This window comes from Pseudomonas sp. GM80 (assembly GCF_000282515.1).
Classification (GTDB): domain Bacteria; phylum Pseudomonadota; class Gammaproteobacteria; order Pseudomonadales; family Pseudomonadaceae; genus Aquipseudomonas.
In genome coordinates, this window is the sequence record NZ_AKJD01000054.1 from 107,749 (window position 1) to 127,827 (window position 20,079).

A 20,079-nucleotide genomic window follows, 5' to 3' on the forward strand; every position below is an offset into this window, starting at 1 on the left:
TCCGTTTGAATGCGCCCGGTCTGGCTGCCAGACTGGCACGTGACGAGGCGCAATCATACGTGCCGCCCGATCCGTGGAAAAGGTACAGATCGGGCTTTTTCAGCCGCTGAGGTGTGATGATGGAAAAGTTGGAAAAAACCCTGGAAGAATGGAAAGCCATGCTCGACCCGCAGCAATACGAGGTTTGCCGCCTCAGTGCGACCGAGCGACCGTTCTCCGGCAAATACAACGCCACCAAAACCGACGGTGTCTATCACTGTATCTGCTGCAATGAACCGTTGTTCGATTCCACGACCAAGTTCGACTCCGGTTGTGGCTGGCCGAGCTTCTACGCGCCGATCGGCGAGAGCGCCATGACCGAAATCCGTGACACCACCCACGGCATGATCCGCACGGAAGTGAAGTGCGCCCGCTGCGATGCGCACCTGGGCCACGTCTTCCCGGACGGCCCACCGCCGACCGGCCTGCGTTATTGCATCAATTCGGTGTGCCTGAACCTCGAACCACGCGAATAACCGGTATCCCCTGTAGGAACTGCCGAAGGCTGCGATCTGTTGATGTTGTTTTTAAAGACAAGATCAACAGATCGCAGCCTTCGGCAGCTCCTACAGGGGGGATTTGATTAATTAAATTGCACACAATTTAATTGCTCGCTATGTTTGGCTTTTCCCGATTTTTACGCGGAGCACCACGCCATGAGCGACAACCTGCTGAACATCCCGTGCACCACCATCAAGGGTGAGCAAAAGACCCTGGCCGACTTCGCCGGCAAAGCGGTGCTGGTCGTCAACACCGCGAGCAAGTGCGGTTTCACCCCGCAATACAAAGGTCTTGAACAACTGTGGCAGACCTACAAGGATCAAGGCCTGGTGGTGCTGGGCTTTCCGTGCAATCAGTTCGGTAAGCAGGAACCAGGTAACGAGGGCGCGATCAGTGAATTCTGCGAGCTGAATTTCGGCGTCAGCTTCCCGCTGTTCAAGAAAATCGACGTCAACGGTGCCGACGCGCATCCGCTGTTCGTGCAACTGAAAAAACGCGCACCGGGCGTGCTCGGCTCCCAGGGCATCAAGTGGAACTTCACCAAGTTCCTGATCGGCAAGGACGGCCAGTTGGTCAAGCGCTTCGCCCCGGCCACCAAGCCGCAGGACCTGAGTCGCGAGATCGAAGCCCTGCTCAAATGAACAGCCTGTCGGTCGATTCAATGAAGCTCGACAGCCAGTTGTGCTTCAAGTTGTACGCCGCCTCCCGCGCGGTAATTCGTGCCTACAAGCCGATGCTCGATCAACTCGGCCTGACCTATCCGCAATACCTGGCGATGCTGGTGTTGTGGGAATGGCAGGACAGCGCGCCCGAGCAACCGACGGTCAAGGCCTTGGGCGAGCGGCTGGCGCTGGATTCCGGCACGCTGACGCCGCTGCTCAAGCGGCTGCAACAGTTGCAACTGGTGCAGCGTCAACGCTCGCTGCGTGACGAGCGAGAAGTGCATCTGAGCCTGACATCGGCGGGGCTTGCACTGCGCGAGCAGGTCGGGCCGCTCAAGGCCCGATTGCTGTGTGACAGCGGCGTCGATCTGGATCGGCTCAACGATTTGCGCGACGGCCTCGATCATCTGTTGGGGCAAATCAAAGCGCTGTCGTAGTCGGGATCCACAGATCGAGCAGCGCCGCCAGTTCTTCGCGGCGAAACGGTTTGGCCAGGTAGTCGCTCATACCGGCGGCCCGGCAACGCTCGCGCTCCTCGGACATGGCGTTGGCGGTCAGCGCGACAATCGGCAGATTCGGCCAGCGCCCGCTCTGGCGGATCTGCCGGCTCGCTTCGTAGCCGTCCATCACTGGCATGTTGCAGTCCATCAGCACCAGGTCGAATTGGTGAAACTCCAGTTGATCCAGCGCTTCGGCACCGTGGGCTGCAACCACGACATCGCAGCCGAGTTTGCCGAGCATGCCTTTGGCGACCAGTTGATTGACCGGGTTGTCCTCGACCAGCAGCACCCGCCCGCGTCGCAGTGATGGCGAGGTTTCAAGGCGCGCGTCGTTGATCGTGGTGACGTCCGGTTGCAATGTTCTGCGCAGGTTCTGATACAGCGCGTTGCGTGCCAGCGGTCGCGCCTGTTGTTGCAACGGTGCGAGCGCTGCGGCTTCTTCGCTGGGCAGGAAGCTGCCGTAGGCCGTGACCAGCAGAATCGGCGCGCTCATTGTCGGGCGCAGGCCGAACAGGCATTCCGGGCAGTCGGTGATCAGCACGTCCGGGCTCAGGCCGAGCAGCGAATCGTCAATCGTGCGCTGCTCATATTCCAGCCCCCACGCCGGCAGCAAGCTTTTGAGTAGCTCGGCCAGGCCACTGCTGCCCGCGGTGATCGCGAGGACTTTGCCGTGCAGCGGTGCCGGCGCGACGGCGCGCGTGTGGCAGGGCAGCGGCAGTTCGGCGCAAAACTGGCTGCCGAAACCCGCTTCGGAACTGATCGTCAGCCGCCCCTGCATGGCTTCGCAGAGGTTATAGGTCAGCGCCAGACCCAACCCGGTGCCACCGTACTGACGGGTAATGCCGGCGCCGGCCTGAGTGAACGGCTGGAAGATTTTCACCTGGGCGTCCTGCGCGATGCCGATCCCGGTGTCGCAGACTTCGATGCGCACGCCGTCCTTGATCGCTGACAAACGCACGTCGACTCGCCCGAAACGGGTGAATTTCAACGCGTTGGACAGCAGGTTGCTGACGATCTGCCGCACCCGGGTCGGATCGCCCAGCACCAGCGCAGGGAATTGCGGATCGACCAGGCAGGTCAGTTCGACACTCGGCGCCGCGTTTTGTGACAGCAGATTGGCGGTGTCTTCGACCAGTGAGCCGAGATCGAATGGAATGTGCTCAAGCTCCAGTTGCCCGGCGTCGAATTTCGACAGATCGAGAATATCGTTGAGCAACTCCACCAGCACTTTGCCCGAGTCATGGGCAATCGACAGTTGTTGCTGCTGCTCGGCATTCAACGGGCCATCCAGCGACAGCGCGATCATTCCCAGCAGGCCGTTGAGCGGCGTGCGGATCTCATGGCTCATGTTGGCCAGAAACGCCGAACGCGCTTCGGCCATGTCGAGGGCGGTGCTGCGCGCGACTTCCAGTTCCTGATTGGACTGGCTGAGCCGGGCATTGATGGCTTTCAGTTCGGCGGTCCGCGAGGACACGATGTTTTCCAGCTGGCCGAGATAGTCGGTCAGGCGGTTTTCGGCGTTGCGCCGTTGCTGGATTTCCGTGGCAATGTTTTCGAACTGTTGATTGGCGACCTTGACCAGCACGCCGATCTCGTCGTTGGCGTGCCCGCCCGGGCATTCCAGCGTGGTCGGCTCGGCGCTGCGCGGGTCGCGCCCGCTGAGCTCGCGGATCACCCGCACCAGCGGCTTGGTCAGCATCACATAGAACAGCGCGAGCAGAATGCCGGTGAGGATCAGGCTGCGGGCGAAACCGTTGAGCAGGGTGATTTCCGCACGGCGCAAAAAGCGACTGCCGAAAGCATACGTGTCGACTTCCAGGCTCAAGACACCCAGTGATTCGGCAGGCAAGTGATCGAGATAGAGGCGGTCCTCGAACTGGCGCTTGGCGCCGAACAGAAAATCGCTGATCACCCGATAGCCGCTTTGCAATTCCGGGCGTTTGACGCTGGCCAGCACGGTATTGTTGTTGTCGGTCAGTTGCGCGGAGATGATCGCCGGTGAGCGCAGCAGGCCGAGCGTGAGCTCCTGCGCCAGTTCAGCGTCGATGTTGTAGGCGATGCGTGACGCCGGATTGTGACTGATTTCCAGCAAAGACAGGATTTCACGGTTGATGGAGGCGTCTTCGCTGGCATAATCGATGCCGATTTGCAGCAGGCTGAGCAGCGTGCCCAGAATGAACCCGACCAGCACAGTGAGCTTGGCTTGCTTGTATGACAGCCGGTGGGTGAATTTGATATCCATGGGGTGTTGAACCACTTCCGTTTCCTTTCGCTGCTCAAGCATAGTCGATCATGTAGGGCTACCGAGGTTCCCGAATCGCCTTGTAACAAGGCCTGAGGCGGTGGATTGAAGTCTGTGTGACGTCGCTGGATCGCCATCATCACTGTGAACGTGCCCGAGGAGAAGACGTGGATTCCCGATTGAATGCTTTTCTTGAACGTGCCGAGTCGGTCCTGGCGCGGATCGAACCGTTGTTGCCGGCACCCCGTCCGGTGATCGACTGGGGCACTTGCCTGGCCGCACGCTGGCAGCGTGACGGCCGCAGCGGTTATCTGCTGCCGCTGGAAGTCAGCCTCGACATGCGCCTGTCCGACCTGATCGGCGTCGACCGTCAGCTCGAACAACTGGGCCGCAATACCCAGCAATTCCTTGACGGCATGCCGGCCAACCACGCCTTGCTGTGGGGCTCGCGCGGCACCGGGAAGTCCTCGCTGGTGCGCGCACTGCTGGCCGAGCACGCTGCGGCGGGCCTGCGCCTGATCGAGATCGAGCGCGATCACCTGGCAGACTTGCCGCGTGTGGTCGAGCAGATCGGCAAATTGCCGCAGCGCTTTGTGTTGTTCTGCGATGACCTGTCGTTTGAATCCGGCGAAGGCGATTACCGCGTATTGAAAAGCGTGCTTGATGGCTCGCTGGAACAGGCACCGGACAACGTCTTGTTGTACGCCACCTCGAACCGCCGCCACCTGGTGCCGGAGAAGGAAAGCGACAACGAAAACTGGAAACGCGTCGACGGCGAATTGCACCCAAGCGAAGCGGTGGAAGACAAAATCGCACTGTCGGATCGCTTTGGCCTGTGGTTGTCGTTCTACCCGTTTACTCAAGAACACTTCCTCGACGTTGTTGAACACTGGATCGGCCAGTTGGCTGCCAAAGCCAACCTGAGCTGGCAGCGCGACGAAGAGCTGGACATCCTCGCCGTGCGTTGGGCCACCGGCCGCGGCAATCGCAATGGACGTTGCGCGTACCAATTCGCCCGTTACTGGGTGGGACTGAAATTGTTGGAGCACAAGGCATGATTGATTTGCAACAAAGCGGCCAAGGCCTCGAAGGCTATGGCATGTTGGCCGCACAACTGGAATCGCTGCTGGCGGACGAACGCGATTTCATCGCCAACGCCGCGCAGTTTTCGGCGTTCCTGTTCAACCAGCTCGATGACCTGAACTGGGCGGGTTTCTACCTCAACCGCAACGAAGAACTGGTGCTCGGGCCGTTTCAGGGGCAGATCGCCTGTGTGCGCATTCCGTTCGGTCGTGGGGTGTGTGGCGCTGCTGCTGCAACCCTGCAAACGCAACGGGTTGAAGACGTTCACGCGTTTGCCGGCCATATCGCCTGCGACAGCGCGTCGAACAGCGAGCTGGTGGTGCCACTGGTCAAGGGCGGTCGCCTGATCGGTGTGCTCGACCTCGACAGCCCGAAGCTGGCGCGTTTCGGCGCCGACGACCAAGCCGGTATCGAGCAACTGGCGGCGATCTTCCTGCGCCTGACCGACTGCTGATCACCCTGAAAGGCCAGCCTTGCGTAGCAGGCTGGCCGGCTCCACCGCATCGATCTGCTGTGGATCGAGAAAGCGCGTGGCGTATTGCAGGTACACGCCTTCGTTGATGAACAGCCCGAACAGCTCGGCATCGATGTGCGCCTCATGGCTCATCGTCGCCATGATGTTCAACGCTTCGCTCAAGGATTTGGCCTTCTTGTACGGCCGGTCCGCCGCCGTCAACGCTTCGAAAATATCGGCAATCGCCATCATCCGCGCCGGCAGGCTCATCTCTTCGCGCTTCAAGCGTTTTGGATAACCGCTGCCGTCCATTTTTTCGTGATGACCGCCGGCGATTTCGGCGACGCTGTCCAGGTGCCCGGGGAAGGGCAAATGGCTGAGCATCAGGATCGTCTGCACCATGTGGTGATTGATGATGTAGCGTTCTTCGCGCGTCAGCGTGCCGCGACTGATGCTCAGGTTATACAGCTCGCCGCGATTGTATTTGTAGCGCGGCACATCCAGTTTGAAGCCCCATGGATTGTCTTCGGGAATCACCTCGCCGGGATCGCGTTCGAGCAGGTGCTCGGGCTTGTCCGTCAGGAGGTTTTCGCGGACCGGCAACGTCGGTGCCGGCGTGCGTGCCTGACGACGGTTTTCCTCCCATGACACACCCAGACGGTCGTCCAGGGTACGCATCCAGGTGCGTTGGGCCAGCTTATTGAGTCGCAGTAGATCGGCTTCGGCCATCGCCTCGCTGCCCAGATTGCAGCGCGCAACAAATGCGAAGTCTTCGTCCAATGCCGTCAGCGTGGCGTCGCGCCGTTCGCTCAGTTGCGCCTCGTCACCGCCGTTGGCCAGCGCTTGCCAATAGCTGATCCAGGCATCGCGCTTGAGGACTTCGAAACGCGTGCGGATCTCGTGTATGCGGTCGTTGATGGTTTCCAGTTTGGTGGCTTTGTCGACCACGTACTCCGGCGTCGTGACCTTGCCGCAATCGTGCAGCCACGCGGCGATATGCAGCGCCTCCCACTCATCCTCACTGGGCTGGTAAGCCTTGAACGCAGGCGCCTGGCTGGCAGCAGCGGCTTGGGCAAGCATCAGCGTCAGTTCCGGCACTCGCTGGCAATGTCCGCCGGTGTAGGGGCTTTTGGCGTCGATGGCGCCGGCGAGCAATTGAATGAACGCATCCAGTAACTGTTTCTGTTTGGCCTGCAAGCGCTGACTTTCAATACTGACGGCCGCGGCGCCGGACACCGCTTGCAAAAAGGCGATACGGTCAGGCAGCAGTTTTTCCAGATCGGCCGCGTTGCCGCTGTCGTTCACCAGCAGGACCAACAGGCCGATGGTTTCATTGTGTCGATTACGCAGACGGATACCGATCAGGTGCACGCGCGGCGACGACATCGCCAGCAGGACTTTCTGCAGATCATCAGCCTGCTCGAACCCCAGGTTACTCACGACATTGTCGGCGCTGGCCAGTTGTTGAAACCACGCCGGGCCCTCAGGCGCTTGCAGGTCTCGGCCCGCAATATCGAAGGGCTCAAGCGTTTGCTCGGTACCGTCAATCACCAGCCCGTAAGGCTCCATGCGATTGCCGTCACTTTCGCGCAAATAGATCAGCCCAGCCTGGGCCTGGGCGATCTGCACGGTTTCGAACAGCACCCGTTGCAGCAACGGCGCGAAGCGGGTCTCGGCGCACAGGCTGTCGGTAATGCGGAAGAAACTGGCCAGGGTGTCTTTCATTCGCGCCATCGACACACTCAACTGATCGACTTCAAGCACTGGCGAACGCCGCGCCAGTGGAAAGTTGAAATCGAAACTGCGGATCGCGTCGGCCTCTTTCACCAGCGCGCGCAGGGGTTTGACCAGCAGCCGTGAAATCAGCCAGCCCAGAGGCAGGCACAGCAACAAGGTCGCCAGCGTTATCAGCGCACCTTGCCAGCGCATGCGGTAAGCATCGACCAGCAATTCGTCTTCCGGCACCAACAGCGCCAGTTGCAAGCCCTTCGGTCCGCCTTCCTGCATGCTGCTGCGGGCGACGATCCATTGCCGACCGTCGGCCTGCAGGCGACGGCCCTGCTGGGCGCCGGACAGCAGCGCGTGCAGGCTCGGGCTCAGGTCAGTCACTTTGGCCAGCCGCGCGGTGCGGTCATCGACAATCAATCGGCTGCTGTCGGGGTAGGCAACGGCATTGCCATCAGCATCGAACAGGGCGATTTCGGTGGCCGGCGTCACCACGTGTTTGTTCAGGGTGGCGGACAGTGCTTCAAGTGTCAGGTCGGCGGCGATTACGGCGTTTGCGCCGCTGCGCCGGGCGAGGGTGGTGCCAACGTTGTGAGTCGAGAAAAACACGTAGGGTTCGGTGGTGATCTGCTCGGCTTGCTGGCGCGCACTTGTAAACCAGGCGCGACCGCGTGGGTCGTAGGTGTCGTCGGGGTTGTCGAGACGGCTGAGGGCGGTCAGAGACTGATCGAAGAACAGCGATTGCGAGTGCGCCTCGCCGTCGGCGCCATGCTCGATGCTCCAGACCTGATAAGCCGCTGCATCCGGTGCCTTGAGCAGGGTCTTCAACGCGGCGGAGCGCAGTGGGCGCACCATGAAGAAATCGCCATTGGCATAACCCAGGTACAGCGAGGCCAGGTCGGGGTTGTCGGTGAGCGACTGGCTGAACGGCTTGAGCAACGGCAGGCGCTGCTCAAGGTGCAGCGCCTGAGTGGCCGGATTGTCCGCCAGCAGGCTCAACAGGTGGCGGATCGGTTGATAGGTGGCGTGCAGGTCGACCCGCACATCCTGTTCGATACGGTTGAACAGCTTTTCGCTGCTCGACAGGATGATCTGCGTGGTCTGCCGGTAATTGAACAGGCCGAGGATCACCCCAGTGAGCAACAACAGAAAGGTGAACATGACGCTGATGTGCACATGCAGAGGGAAACGGCGTTGTTCCGGGTGTCGTTCCGGGCGCAGTGGGCTGGGCATTTCGACGTCTCCATGATGTTTACTCACTGCTCAGCGCCCAAGCATAGTTAAGGCAAAGTCATTCTGCCTTGGTCGGTCAATGCCAATTGTTGCTGCAAGGCGTGCTCCAGTTCGAGCATCACTCGGTTGCTGGCCGCACACCGTCGGGCGATCTCGTCTTTGGCCAACGCTTGCGTACAGGCTTGCTCAAGGGCTTCGCAACTTTCGATCACGCGCGAGGCTTGAGCGATGCGCGCAGCGCCCTTGATCTTGTGCGCGACCAAGGCCAACGCCTGGCAATCATTGTGTGGCGACAGCGCGAGCAACTCCTCCCGATCCAGGCGGCTGCTTTTCAACAGTTCGGCCAGCAGTCGTCGGTTTTGCTCGGGGTTGCCGCCGGTCAGCATATGCAGGCTTTGCAGATTGAACACGGCTGGCGCCGGCGCGGGCGTGACGTTGTCGACCCATTGACTCAATTGGCTCAGGCTCAAGGGTTTGAACAGGCAATCGTCCATGCCTGCTTGTTTGCAGCGTTGTATTTCTTCGGGTTGCGCGTTGGCCGTGAAGCCCAGCACCACGCAGGGCGTGCGGCGGTTCTGCAGCTCATGCTGGCGAATTGCGCGAGTCAGTTCATAGCCGTTCATCAACGGCATGTTGCAGTCGACGATCACCAGATCAAATTGGCCATCCCTCCACAGGTCGAGTCCGCTGCTGCCATTCTCGGCGACACTGAAGCGGTGGCCGAGGAACTCCAGTTGCTGGCACATCAACAGGCGATTGGCCGGGTGATCGTCGACCACCAGGACATTCAGGGGCGTCAGCGAAGTCTTGATGGCAGGCTCGGTCTTTCGCGTGCTGACTTCGGCCGGCAAGGTTTCCAGTGGCAACGAAACAGACACTTGAGTGCCGATGCCGGGATGGCTGCTCAGTTGCAGCTTGCCACCCATCATCTCGCACAGGTTGCGACTGATCACCAGGCCCAGGCCGGCGCCGCTGCGGCTTTGTGGCCCGCTGTTCTCCGCCTGGGCAAAGGGTTCGAACAGGCGCTGTTGGTCTTCGGCGCTGATGCCGACACCACTGTCCTGAACGCTCAGTTGCATGAGCGAGCGTGCCGGGTCGTCAGTGGTCATCAGGTCCAGGGTGATTCTGATCTGCCCCAGCTCGGTAAACTTGATCGCGTTGCTGATCAGATTCGACAGCACTTGCTTGAAACGCAACGGGTCCAGATGTACGTCCACTGCCAGCTCCGGCGGATTGACAGCCAGGTGCAGTGAGAGGCTTTTCTGCCGGGCGAGGCCGTCGAAGATTCGCGTGACAGACGCCACCGTCTCCACCAGATTGACCCGCTCCGGGCACAGGCTCAGGCGTCCTGACTCGATTCGCGCGATGTCCAGAATGTCGCCGATCAGGCCCAGCAGGTCTTTGGCCGAGTGGTAGGCGGTGTCGATCGAAGAACGGTCCGGGTGCTGTTGATCCATGCGCTTGAGCGTCAGCTCGAGCATGCCGATCACGGCATTCATCGGTGTGCGGATCTCATGGCTCATCGTCGCCAGAAAAGTGCTCTTGGCACGGTTGGCATCATCCGCATGTTCCTTGGCCGTGCGCAGCTCTTCAAACAATTGGCGGCGTTCGCTGATGTCGATCCAGCCGCCGATGATGCCTTGTACGTCACCGCTGGAGTCGCGATACGGCAGGATCCAGTGATAGATCGTCAGGCGCCGGTTACCGATGTGCAGCGGTCGGTCGAGCACCAGCGGAATGCCCTCGGCCACCACGCGCTGGTAATCCGCCTGAAACGCCTGCGCTTCGAAGGCGTTGCTCAGAGAGCCATTCATCACGCTTTTGCCGATGACGTCTTCGCGTCTGGCATTGAAGGCTTCAAGGTAGCTGTCATTGCAGCTCTGCAGCAGGCCCTGGCGATCGCGAACGTAGATCGGATGCGGTGTGCCGTTGACCAGTGAGCGCATGAATTCGTATTGATCGTTGAGCGCGCGTTCAGCTGCCTGACGCTGTTTGATCTGCCGACGCATGTAGGCATTCCAGGCCAGCAACAGCAGCAAGAGCAGGCAGGCGCCGATGATCACTTGGTAGAACAGGCGCTGATAGTTGCGCCAGGTGTTCTGCGAGGTGGTTGCATACCCGCGCCAACGCCCGTTGATCACCCCGAGTTCTTCAGGCGCGATGCTCAGCAAGGCTTTGTTGATGATCGAGCCCAGCTCGGTATTGTCGCGCGCGGTGGCCAGCGAAAAGGCTGCCTGACCGGTACCGATGGTGGTGGTGATTTGCAGTGCGCGTTCGAAAATGCGCGATGAGATGAAGTAATTGGCGATCACCAGCGAGTTCACCGCGCCGTCGACATGACCCTCGGCCAATAGCGAGACCGCGCTGAAGGTGTCTGCCGTTTCGATCAGGTGAATGCGCGGAAAGTCCCGGCGAAAGTATTCGACCATCGGATTGCCTTGCGCGATCGCCAGTTGCTTGCCTTTGAGCTGACCCAGATTGGTGGGGCTGTCGGCGCTTTTGCGGGTCAGCAAAACGTAGGAGTTTTCCAGGTAGGGGCGACTGAAATTCAGGGTTTCTTCGCGCTCGGCGGTTGGCAGCAGCGCGGCGATCAGGTCGGCCTGATGGTTGTCGATCTGTTTGACCATCTCGGCATCGTTGCGGCTACGGCGGATCTCGAAACGCAGGCCGGTGCGCAGGCGGATCAGTTCGAGCAGGTCGGCGCTGATGCCGCGAAAATTGCCGTCGCTGTCGAAGAATGTCAGCGGCGCGTAGGCCTCGTTGACCACTACGCTGACCACCGGATGGCGTTTGATCCAGGTCTCTTCGCGCTGACTCAGTTGCAACTTCTGGTCAGTGAGCAAAAGGTCGCTGCCGGCGCTCCAGCGTTTGGCAATATTTTCGCGTTCGTTGCGCGGAACCGCCTTGAGCACGGAATTGATGACGCCCAGCAACTGCGGATTATTGCGGCGTACGGCGAAACTGAAGCCTTGGGCTTCCTGCTTGCCGAAGTTGGCCATGCGCACGTTGTTCAGGTAACCCTTGTTGATCATGTAATGCGTTGAGAGGGTGTCGCCGAGAAACACATCGGCCTGATCGAACGCGACGGCGTTGAGCGCATTCTGGTAGGACGGGTAGCAGGTGATCAGCGCCTTGGGATACAGCGCCTTGACCTCGGCCAGCGGCAGGTAGTGATAGACCATGCTCAGGCGCAGACCTGCCAGGCCTTCGCTCAGTGAGCGGGTTTCGCCTTCGCGGGTGACGAGCACAGGTTGATCGATGGCATAGGGTTCGGACAGTGCGAGGTTGGCGTTACCGGCCTCGAAGCCATTGGCGGTACCGAGCATGTCCACTTGCCCGTCGACCAGCGCACGAATCGCCGCGTCCCGCGAGGGGAAGCGCTGAATGCGGATCGGCAGCCCGGTGGCGTTGCTCAGCAATCCCGCGTAGTCGGCGGTCAGCCCCTCGTAATCACGGCCGCTGACGGTCATGTCAAAGGGCGGGTAGTCGGGGGCGGAGGTGCCCAGTATCAGTTCGCGACGAGTTTGCAGCCATTGGTGTTGCGACGGTTCCAGCGGCACCGATACGGGTTCGCTTGCCGAGCGACTGAGCAACGCATAGTGCGGCGACGTGGTAAATACGGCGAAGGCGCTGGTGCTCAACAACAGACCGGCACTCAAGGCAATCAAATAGCGCGTTAAACGACTGGGCATGCTGGCTCTCACACGAGTGCGTTACGTTTGGCCATCTCGATAAGTTCTACAAGGGATTTGGCTTTGAGTTTTTGCATCAAGCGTTTCTTGTAGGTGCTGACGGTCTTGTTACTCAGAAACATGCCCTTGGCGATTTCCTTGTTGGTACGCCCCTGGGCAAATAACTGCAATACCATAAGTTCACGGTCATTGACGGATTTGAACAGTTCGAGTTCGGCGTAGCGGATGTCATCAGGACGAACCGGATTCAAAGCCTGGCTGGGGAAATAGTTGTAACCGGAAAGTACTGCCTTGATTGCACTGACCAGTTCACTCAAGTCCTCTTGTTTACAGACATACCCCGATGCACCGGACTGCATGCAACGAATGCCGAACAGGGTTGGGCATTGCGCAGTGAGAACCAGGGTTTTCAACGAAGAACCCATGGCGTTGAACCGGGCGAGGACTTCGAGGCCATCGAGCTTGGGAATGCTGATGTCGAGAATGATCAGGTCGGGCAGGCATTCGCGCACCATTTGCATGGCATCGACCCCATTATCGGTTTCGCCAACGACCTTGTAGCCTTCATGTTCCAGCAGCATTCGAACAGCAAGACGGATGACCGGGTGATCGTCGACAATAAAAACGGAGTTCATAATCAAATCCCATACAAGCACGAATAAAGCGCGCACCTTAGCTCAGATGTATGAGCGCTCGTATGAGTGGGTGTGGCTCAAGGTGCGTTATCGGATTATTCCTACAATTAATGAGGAAGAGGACTACGGGGGATTAGGTCTGATGTAAGGAAGTGCAGGTTTTTTTAATTGTTTTTGAGTGTTGGCGTTGTTGCGAGAGTTTGACTTCGATGAGCCTGTGAAGTGTGTTTAATGTTATTGCTACAGGTGTTTTTATTTGTTCACCCAACCGGCCACAAGGCCGGTTGGGTGCCAGAGGTCAATGACTGGAACGTCCGGTCATTTCCAGCGCCATGTCGCTGGCATAGCTGTCGGTCATGCCGGCGATAAAGTCGATCATGCGCAGAAACGAGGCGTGTAACGAACCCTGTGGATCAGGGGCGTTATTGCCCAGCAAATCGAGGATGCGCCGGCTTTTGAACGACGGCGTACGCCCATTGTGTTGTTCCAGCGCGGCACCACAGAACGAATTGAGCAGAATTTCCAGCGTCGTATAAGCGCCGATTTCGTGCAGGGTTTTGCGCTTGTCCTGAAAGATCTTCTTGCGGGCGATGTCCTTGGCGTTCAATACACAACGCTTGGCCGGGCCGTGCATGTGCTCCACCAGATCGCCGTGCAGCGTGCCGGCGAGCAAGGCATCCTGCTGTTCGACAAAGGCGCGCGCCGCCGCGTTGGTCAGGTGCTCGATGGCCTTGCCGCGCAGAATCGCCAGTTTGCGCCGCCGTGAATCCTGAGGGCCGAGTTGGCGGTAGGTTTCCGGCAGATCGTCGCCCACCAGGCCGAGCAACAGCGATTCGACTTCGGCGTAGTCCAGCAACTCCATTTCGAGGCCGTCTTCGAGGTCGATCAGTGCATAGCAGATGTCGTCAGCCGCCTCCATCAGGTACACCAGCGGATGGCGCGCCCAGCGCTGGTCTTCGATTTGCGGCAAACCGAGTTTGTGGGCGATCTGCTCAAGCAGCGGCAGTTCGCTCTGATAGCAGCCGAACTTGTGTTTCTTGTAGCCGAGCGAGTCGGCGTGGCGCGCGGTCCACGGGTACTTGAGGTAAGTGCCGAGGGTGGCGTAGGTCAGTCGCGTACCGCCGTCGAACTGGTGATACTCCAGTTGCGTGAGTACGCGGAATCCCTGGGCGTTGCCTTCGAAATTGAGGAAGTCACCGCGCTCGGCGTCGCTCATGCCGTCCAGCCAGCCGCGCCCGGCAGCTTGTTGAAACCAATGGCGGATCGCATCTTCGCCGGAATGGCCGAATGGCGGATTGCCGATGTCGTGGGCCAGGCAAGCGGATTGCACGACCATGCCCAGATCGGCCGGATCGCACCATTCGGGCAGGGCACTGCGCAGGGTTTCACCGACGCGCATGCCCAGCGAACGGCCGACGCAACTGACTTCCAGCGAGTGGGTCAGGCGCGTGTGGATGTGATCGTTGCTGGTGACCGGGTGCACTTGGGTCTTGCGTCCCAGGCGCCGAAACGCACCGGAAAAAATGATGCGGTCATGGTCTTTGTGAAAAGGGCTGCGGCCAAGTTCTTGCGGGCTGTGCAGTGGCTTTCCGAGGCGTTCGCGGTTGAGCAGGGTCTGCCAATCCAAGGCTGATTCTCTCCGTCTGGTGACTGATGCCCTAGCTTCCCGGTTCAGCCCTGCACCTGCAAGCGGAACTACAGGCCGGCCGCATCAATATCGATCAGCAGTAACCGTTCGCCATTATCGAAAAACTGTCCGGCCGTGAGGCAATACTGATTGCTGGTGGCATCGCGGTAGGTGTTCGACAGCGTAAGGCGGCGTTCTTCCCAGCCTTCGGCGAGCAGATGATAGAAGTACGGGCGCCACGACCAGTTGTGCCCCAGATAACGGTTGTCGGCGACCCAGCCGTTCTGCCGCCATTCCAGGTTCGGCGTCAGTTGCGTGCCGTGCCGGTCGCATTGATAAAAACGCAGCAACCATGGAAACGCATCCAGTTGCGGCAATGCACTCAAGGGGGCGCGGGCCTGAGCCCAGGCTTGCAGAATCGCCATCAGCTCGCCGAGTTGCTGGCGCATCTGCATCAGTCGCCCGCGTTCGGTGAGTTTTTGCCGGACATAACGTTGGCGCAGCTCAGCGAAGCGTTGGACGAAAGCATCGGCGGCGAAGAAATCTTGCTGGGCGCGTGCGAACAGAAAACCCTGCACATAACGTGAACCGCACTCCAACGCAAAATTCAGTTGTGCTTCGGTCTCGACACCTTCGGCAATGATCCAGCAGCCGGTCTTCTCGGCCATCTGCGCAAGCGCTTTGACCACGTCACTGCTGGGCCCGCCCAACGCGGCAGCCTGGAACAGGCGCATATCGAGTTTGAGGATATCCGGCTGCAGCGCCAGCACGCGATCAAGCTGCGAATAGCCGGCGCCAAAATCATCAATCGCGATTCTCGCTCCCGCCTGACGATAACGCGCGACCACTTCGGCCAGGCGCTGATCATTGCCGCCCAGTTCGGTGATTTCGAAAACGATGCGTTGTGGATCGACATCATGCCGGGCCAGTTGCTTGAGGCTCGGCAGGGCTTGATCGGGACGCAGACGACTGATCCAGCGTGGCGACATGTTAAGACTGAGAAACCAGTCGGCCGGCGCTTCATGCAGACGGCTCAAGGCGTTGTCACGGATTTGCCGGTCGAGGCGGCGCAGGGCGACGGCCGGCGTGCGCGGGTCGGCGAAAAGCGGCCCGACAGAGTTCAGTTGACCATCAGCCTGACGCAGGCGACCCAATGCTTCAACGCCTGCGATGCGTCCGGTGGCGGTGTCGATGAAAGGCTGAAAGCAGGCGAGCGGTTGCCCGTCGATCACGGGGCCTCCTTAGTCGTTCTTGTTCTGGTTGAACCCTGTCGACCGGGTAGGCAGGCAGGATTGAACCTCTGGATAAGAGGTTCATCCCGTCGGTATTGCAAGAATGTAGCCAGATGCGTCAGCTCAACGCTTACCCGAGTTCTGCATGACCAGTTTGATCAATGGTCCCAGGCTGGTGCCGAGGCGGATCAGCCGGGTCAGACCACCGGCGCCGCCGCTTTTCGCGCCTTTGCCCGTGATGAAGCCCAGCAGCGTAACCGCCGCCACGCCCCACAGCGGCGCGTGCTTGATGCCGAAGCCGCCCTGCAGGTTCTGCGACATCCCGCGCATGCGCTGCAACGGTTGCAGCACTTGCGCGGTTTCGTGGCGGATTTCCTGACGGTGCATTTCCATGCGCAGACGGATCAATGCCTTGCGCATTTCCCGGCGCGAACCGTTGTGTGGAAGTTGAGGCAGGCTCATGGCAACAGGCGCTCCCGGTCGTTGGCCAGCTCTTCGAGCGTGCCGTGGAAGGGGGAGGACTCATCGAAAATCGCTGCCTTGAGGCGCAGCCCGCAGAAGATCGAGGCCAAGGTATAGAACACGCAAAGGCCAATGATCGCGGCAAGGCGATAGGTGTCCCAGAAGATGATCATCACCAAAGTCGATAAGCCCACCAGCAACAACAGGGCAAAGACCAAGGCCAGGCCTGCGAACAGCAACAGGCTGACCGTACGGGATTTCTGCTCCTGCAATTCGATGCCGAACAATTCGACATGGCTGTGCAGCAAACCCAGAACAGCGGCGCCCAGGCGCCGCGTGGAGGAGGCGGTGCCCGCAGTCGGGCCGGATTCACCGATCGACATAATCAGCGCCGAGTGGCCAGCAGGCCGATCAGGAAACCGACACCGGCAGCGATGCCGACCGATTGCCAAGGATTGGCCGACACATAATCTTCAGTGGCGGTCACGGCCGCCTGACCGCGTTCGCGAACGGTCTCTTCGGTCAGCTTCAGGGTCTCGCGCGCGCGCAGCAGGCTGTCGTGGATCTGCTCGCGCAGTTCATCTGCCTGATCGCCGGCCAGGGTGGCGGTGTGCTCGAGCAACCGTTCGGTGTCGGCGACCAAAGTCTGGAAGTCGTTCATGAGGATTTCTTGAGCAGTCTTTGCCTTGATGCTGGCCATGGGTGGATCTCCGTAAGTGGCGTCTGAAGCGTTCGAGTATGAGCCTTGCGCGAAGGTTCAGTACAAATGACTGGTACAACTTTTGCTGTGTCGTGGTGCGTCGCCCGGCCGCTGTGCGCTGTTGCCGGGCGTGCATGCTTGAAAACCTTAACTCAAATAATCCCGGTACGTGTCAGGACATCGACCTCGTGCGCCAAAGCAGTTCACTGTGCATTCGATTCAGTGACTCGGCGGTCGCAACTTGGTGCATGAAATGCCCGCACGAACCGCTTTGGTGCCTTTTCGCCTTTAGGTCTGCCTGCTTATGGAAAATCTGCAAAGCGCTGTGGACACCCTGGTGCACAGCTCCAACACGTTGTTCATTCTGATCGGTGCGGTGATGGTGCTGGCGATGCACGCCGGTTTCGCCTTTCTGGAAGTCGGTACGGTCCGGCAGAAAAACCAGGTCAACGCCCTGTCGAAAATCCTCAGCGATTTCGCTGTCTCGACCCTGGCCTATTTCTTTATAGGCTATTGGATCTCCTACGGTGTGACCTTCATGCAACCGGCGGCGGTGCTGAACGCCGATCACGGTTATGGCTTGGTGAAGTTCTTCTTCCTGCTGACGTTCGCGGCGGCGATTCCGGCCATTATTTCCGGGGGCATCGCCGAGCGTGCGCGCTTCGTTCCGCAGTTGTGTGCGACGGCGCTGATCGTGGCGTTTATTTATCCGTTTTTTGAAGGAATGATCTGGAACGGCAACTATGGCCTGCAAGCCTGGTTGGCGGCGCAGTTCGGCGCGCCGTTCCATGACTTCGCCGGTTCCGTGGTGGTGCACGCCATGGGCGGCTGGCTGGCGCTGGCGGCGGTGCTGCTGCTCGGCCCGCGCAACGGGCGTTATCGCGATGGACGATTGGTGGCTTTCGCGCCGTCGAGCATTCCGTTTCTGGCGCTGGGCTCGTGGATTTTGATTGTCGGCTGGTTCGGCTTCAACGTGATGAGCGCGCAGACGTTGCAAGGCGTCAGCGGCCTGGTCGCGGTCAACTCGTTGATGGCGATGGTCGGCGGCACCATGGCGGCATTGATCGTCGGGCGTAACGACCCGGGCTTCCTGCACAACGGCCCGTTGGCCGGGCTGGTGGCGATCTGCGCCGGTTCGGACTTGATGCACCCGGTGGGCGCGTTGGTCACCGGCGCGATTGCTGGCGCACTGTTTGTCTGGTGCTTCACCGCCGCGCAAGTGAAATGGCGCATCGACGATGTGCTGGGCGTGTGGCCCTTGCACGGCTTGTGCGGCGTGTGGGGCGGGATCGCCTGCGGCATCTTCGGCCAGAGCGCGCTCGGTGGCCTGGGCGGCGTCAGCCTGATCAGCCAGTTGCTCGGCAGCGCTCTCGGCGTCGCGGTGGCGCTGATCGGTGGCTTCGTCGTGTACGGCGCGATCAAGGCGCTGCATGGGCTGCGCCTGAGTCAGGAACAAGAGTATTACGGCGCCGATCTGTCGCTGCACAAGATCGGCGCGGTGAGTCAGGACTAAGTTTCTTCATCGTCGGCTCCGGGATAAAAGCCGTGCAGGAGGCGATAGCGGTCGATGCGCACCTGATCGACTTGCTCCTGCACCTGATGCGCCGGCAGGCCGAGCATGATCAACGCATGCGAGGCGAGCATCAGGCTCGATTCCAGTAATTCCGGCACCACTTCGCTGGCCCCGGCGGCTTTCAGTTCGCTCCATTGGCTGTCGTCGCGGGTGCGCACCAGAATCGGTATGTGCGTGTTGAGTCGCCGCGCTTCCTTGAGGATGCGCAGGGCGACATCGCTTTGATCGACGGCGATCACCAGTAGGCGGGCGCGCAACAAACCGACGGCGGTGAGCAGATCGCCGCGCGCGGAGTCGCCGTAATGCACGTCACTCTCGCCAGAGGCGGCTTCTTGAACACGCACCGGATCGTTGTCCAGCGCGATATAGGCTTGCCTGGCGTTGCGCATGAAGCGGCCAATGGACTGGCCAACACGACCATAACCACAGATCACTACGTGCTGGTCGAGGTCGGCGTTGAGTGCGCTGATCTCTTCGATCTGTGCTTCCTCATTGGGCTTGCGATGCAGGGCAGCAGCGATGCGTGGCGCCGCGCGCAACAACAGCGGCGTCAGCAACATCGAGCAGAATGTCGCCGCCAGTAGCAAGGCGCCGAGCCTTGCCGGCAGCAGGCTGTTTTGTTGCATCTGCGCCATCAGCGCGAAGCAGAACTCGCCGCCCTGAGCCAAGGCCAGACCGCTGCGCCACGCGGTTTCGCTGTCACTGCCGCGCCACTTCACCAGCAGCGCGACGACGATGCCTTTGATCACCATCAAACCGACGGTAAGCCCGAGAATCAGCACGCCGTCACTGACAAACAACTGCAGGTCGATCAGCATGCCGATGCTGACGAAAAACACCCCGAGCAAGATGTCGCGGAACGGCCGGATATCGGCCTCGATCTGATGCCGGTAGTGGCTTTCGCCGAGCAACATGCCGGCGAGAAACGCGCCGAGGGCAGGGGACAAGCCGAGCAAGTGCGTCAGCCACGCCGTCAGCAGCACAATCACCAGCGCCAGCAGCACGAACAATTCCGCCGAGCGCGAAGCTGCCACCTCATGGAACAGCCGTGGCAGCAACCAGCGGCTGGCGAGCAGCAGGCCGACAAACAACACCACGGTTTTCGCCAGCGTCAGCGGCAGCGCCCAATACCAGGCCTGCGTGCTGCTCCCGGCGAACACCGGCACCAGCGTCAGCAGCAACACCGCGACCACGTCCTGAAACAGCAGCACGCCGATCGCGTTCTGACCGTGGCTGCTGAACACTTCGCCGAGGCTGCCGAGTTCTTTGGTGACAATCGCCGTGGAAGACAATGACAGCCCGGCACCGAGCAACAGTGCGGGCGTCAACGGCATGCCCAGCAACATCAGCAGTGAACCGAGCAGCGCCGTACTGATCAGCACCTGCTGACTGCCGAGCCGGAACACCACCTGGCGCAACGCAATCATCTTCGACAGGGAGAATTCCAGCCCGAGCGAAAACAACAGGAACACCACGCCCAGTTCAGCCACGTCAGGCAGGTGCTCACTTTCGTTGACCCAGTCGAATGCGCTCGGCCCGACCAGCAGCCCCACACACAGGTAACCCAGCACCGGTGGCAAGCGCAGGCGGCGGAACAAGGCAATCACCACGAGGGACGAGGCGAGGATGATCAACAGGTTGGCAAACACTGGACACTCCGATGTCAGGCTCTGGCTGTTCAAGCGTAGAGGCAAAAAGACCGGGAGGATCGCGTAATTG

The 20,079-nt window shown here is 60.2% G+C and carries 16 protein-coding genes; 6 read left to right on the forward strand and 10 right to left on the reverse strand.

Going from position 1 to position 20,079, the window contains the following annotated elements; translation table 11 throughout:
- Positions 1-119: 119 nt before the first annotated feature.
- The 3 genes from msrB to PMI37_RS08450 all read left to right on the forward strand — a co-directional run bounded on the left by msrB (position 120) and on the right by PMI37_RS08450 (position 1,639).
- Entirely contained in the window at positions 120-515 is a 396-nt protein-coding gene (msrB, locus tag PMI37_RS08440; RefSeq protein WP_008079896.1) for a peptide-methionine (R)-S-oxide reductase MsrB, read from the forward strand.
- Positions 516-695: 180 nt separating this feature from the next.
- Positions 696-1,181, forward strand: a complete 486-nt coding sequence (locus tag PMI37_RS08445) for a glutathione peroxidase (protein ID WP_008079897.1) — start codon at positions 696-698, stop codon at positions 1,179-1,181.
- A complete protein-coding gene (locus tag PMI37_RS08450; protein ID WP_008079898.1) occupies positions 1,178-1,639 on the forward strand; it encodes a MarR family winged helix-turn-helix transcriptional regulator in 462 nt (153 codons plus the stop codon). The genes PMI37_RS08445 and PMI37_RS08450 overlap by 4 nt, the downstream gene beginning before the upstream one ends.
- On the opposite strand, the gene PMI37_RS08455 is transcribed toward PMI37_RS08450, so the two are convergent.
- Positions 1,623-3,944, reverse strand: coding sequence for a hybrid sensor histidine kinase/response regulator (locus PMI37_RS08455; protein ID WP_045123063.1), 2,322 nt, complete (start codon positions 3,942-3,944; stop codon positions 1,623-1,625). The genes PMI37_RS08450 and PMI37_RS08455 overlap by 17 nt on opposite strands.
- 167 nt (positions 3,945-4,111) lie before the next feature.
- Between PMI37_RS08455 and PMI37_RS08460 the strand changes: the two genes are divergently transcribed.
- Together PMI37_RS08460 and PMI37_RS08465 are read left to right on the forward strand one after the other, a co-directional pair.
- The gene (locus PMI37_RS08460; protein WP_008079900.1) at positions 4,112-5,002 is read left to right on the forward strand and encodes an ATP-binding protein; all 891 of its coding nucleotides are present in this window, start codon (positions 4,112-4,114) and stop codon (positions 5,000-5,002) included.
- Positions 4,999-5,481 carry a GAF domain-containing protein gene (locus PMI37_RS08465; protein ID WP_008079901.1) on the forward strand — a complete coding sequence of 161 codons (483 nt, stop codon included), beginning with the start codon at positions 4,999-5,001 and terminating at the stop codon, positions 5,479-5,481. Before PMI37_RS08460 ends, PMI37_RS08465 begins: the two co-directional genes overlap by 4 nt.
- On the opposite strand, the gene PMI37_RS08470 is transcribed toward PMI37_RS08465, so the two are convergent.
- The 8 genes from PMI37_RS08470 to PMI37_RS08505 all read right to left on the reverse strand — a co-directional run bounded on the left by PMI37_RS08470 (position 5,482) and on the right by PMI37_RS08505 (position 16,787).
- Positions 5,482-8,439, reverse strand: coding sequence for an HD domain-containing phosphohydrolase (locus PMI37_RS08470; protein WP_008079902.1), 2,958 nt, complete (start codon positions 8,437-8,439; stop codon positions 5,482-5,484).
- Positions 8,440-8,486: 47 nt separating this feature from the next.
- Positions 8,487-12,131 (reverse strand): transporter substrate-binding domain-containing protein, encoded by a 3,645-nt coding sequence (locus PMI37_RS08475; protein WP_008079903.1) that lies wholly within the window; start codon positions 12,129-12,131, stop codon positions 8,487-8,489.
- A gap of 8 nt (positions 12,132-12,139) precedes the next feature.
- Positions 12,140-12,766, reverse strand: a complete 627-nt coding sequence (locus tag PMI37_RS08480) for a response regulator transcription factor (protein ID WP_008079905.1) — start codon at positions 12,764-12,766, stop codon at positions 12,140-12,142.
- 298 nt (positions 12,767-13,064) lie between these two features.
- Positions 13,065-14,393: a deoxyguanosinetriphosphate triphosphohydrolase gene (locus PMI37_RS08485; RefSeq protein ID WP_008079906.1), complete on the reverse strand. Its 1,329-nt coding sequence runs from the start codon at positions 14,391-14,393 to the stop codon at positions 13,065-13,067.
- Between the two features lie 68 nt (positions 14,394-14,461).
- Positions 14,462-15,625 carry an EAL domain-containing protein gene (locus tag PMI37_RS08490; RefSeq protein WP_008079907.1) on the reverse strand — a complete coding sequence of 388 codons (1,164 nt, stop codon included), beginning with the start codon at positions 15,623-15,625 and terminating at the stop codon, positions 14,462-14,464.
- A 123-nt stretch (positions 15,626-15,748) separates the two neighbouring features.
- On the reverse strand, positions 15,749-16,087 hold the full coding sequence (locus PMI37_RS08495) for a hypothetical protein (protein ID WP_008079908.1): 339 nt from the start codon (positions 16,085-16,087) through the stop codon (positions 15,749-15,751).
- Positions 16,084-16,470: a phage holin family protein gene (locus tag PMI37_RS08500; protein ID WP_008079909.1), complete on the reverse strand. Its 387-nt coding sequence runs from the start codon at positions 16,468-16,470 to the stop codon at positions 16,084-16,086. The genes PMI37_RS08495 and PMI37_RS08500 overlap by 4 nt, the downstream gene beginning before the upstream one ends.
- Before the next feature lie 2 nt (positions 16,471-16,472).
- Entirely contained in the window at positions 16,473-16,787 is a 315-nt protein-coding gene (locus tag PMI37_RS08505) for a DUF883 family protein (RefSeq protein WP_008079910.1), read from the reverse strand.
- 304 nt (positions 16,788-17,091) lie between these two features.
- Here PMI37_RS08505 and PMI37_RS08510 point away from each other — a divergent pair, with 304 nt between their 5' ends.
- Complete coding sequence (locus PMI37_RS08510; RefSeq protein ID WP_008079911.1) at positions 17,092-18,300, forward strand: ammonium transporter; 1,209 nt, start codon at positions 17,092-17,094, stop codon at positions 18,298-18,300.
- Here the strand turns inward: PMI37_RS08510 and PMI37_RS08515 are convergent.
- Positions 18,297-20,009 carry a cation:proton antiporter gene (locus PMI37_RS08515; protein WP_008079912.1) on the reverse strand — a complete coding sequence of 571 codons (1,713 nt, stop codon included), beginning with the start codon at positions 20,007-20,009 and terminating at the stop codon, positions 18,297-18,299. The genes PMI37_RS08510 and PMI37_RS08515 overlap by 4 nt on opposite strands.
- Between the last annotated feature and the right edge of the window lie 70 nt (positions 20,010-20,079).

Bases quoted from the DNA above. Each gene is read 5' to 3' on its own strand.
- msrB (WP_008079896.1), top strand. From the start codon at position 120: ATGGAAAAGTTGGAAAAAACCCTGGAAGAATGGAAAGCCATGCTCGAC.
- PMI37_RS08445 (WP_008079897.1), top strand. From the start codon at position 696: ATGAGCGACAACCTGCTGAACATCCCGTGCACCACCATCAAGGGTGAG.
- PMI37_RS08450 (WP_008079898.1), top strand. From the start codon at position 1,178: ATGAACAGCCTGTCGGTCGATTCAATGAAGCTCGACAGCCAGTTGTGC.
- PMI37_RS08455 (WP_045123063.1), bottom strand. From the start codon at position 3,944: ATGGATATCAAATTCACCCACCGGCTGTCATACAAGCAAGCCAAGCTC.
- PMI37_RS08465 (WP_008079901.1), top strand. From the start codon at position 4,999: ATGATTGATTTGCAACAAAGCGGCCAAGGCCTCGAAGGCTATGGCATG.
- PMI37_RS08470 (WP_008079902.1), bottom strand. From the start codon at position 8,439: ATGCCCAGCCCACTGCGCCCGGAACGACACCCGGAACAACGCCGTTTC.
- PMI37_RS08475 (WP_008079903.1), bottom strand. From the start codon at position 12,131: ATGCCCAGTCGTTTAACGCGCTATTTGATTGCCTTGAGTGCCGGTCTG.
- PMI37_RS08480 (WP_008079905.1), bottom strand. From the start codon at position 12,766: ATGAACTCCGTTTTTATTGTCGACGATCACCCGGTCATCCGTCTTGCT.
- PMI37_RS08495 (WP_008079908.1), bottom strand. From the start codon at position 16,087: ATGAGCCTGCCTCAACTTCCACACAACGGTTCGCGCCGGGAAATGCGC.
- PMI37_RS08500 (WP_008079909.1), bottom strand. From the start codon at position 16,470: ATGTCGATCGGTGAATCCGGCCCGACTGCGGGCACCGCCTCCTCCACG.
- PMI37_RS08505 (WP_008079910.1), bottom strand. From the start codon at position 16,787: ATGGCCAGCATCAAGGCAAAGACTGCTCAAGAAATCCTCATGAACGAC.
- PMI37_RS08510 (WP_008079911.1), top strand. From the start codon at position 17,092: ATGGAAAATCTGCAAAGCGCTGTGGACACCCTGGTGCACAGCTCCAAC.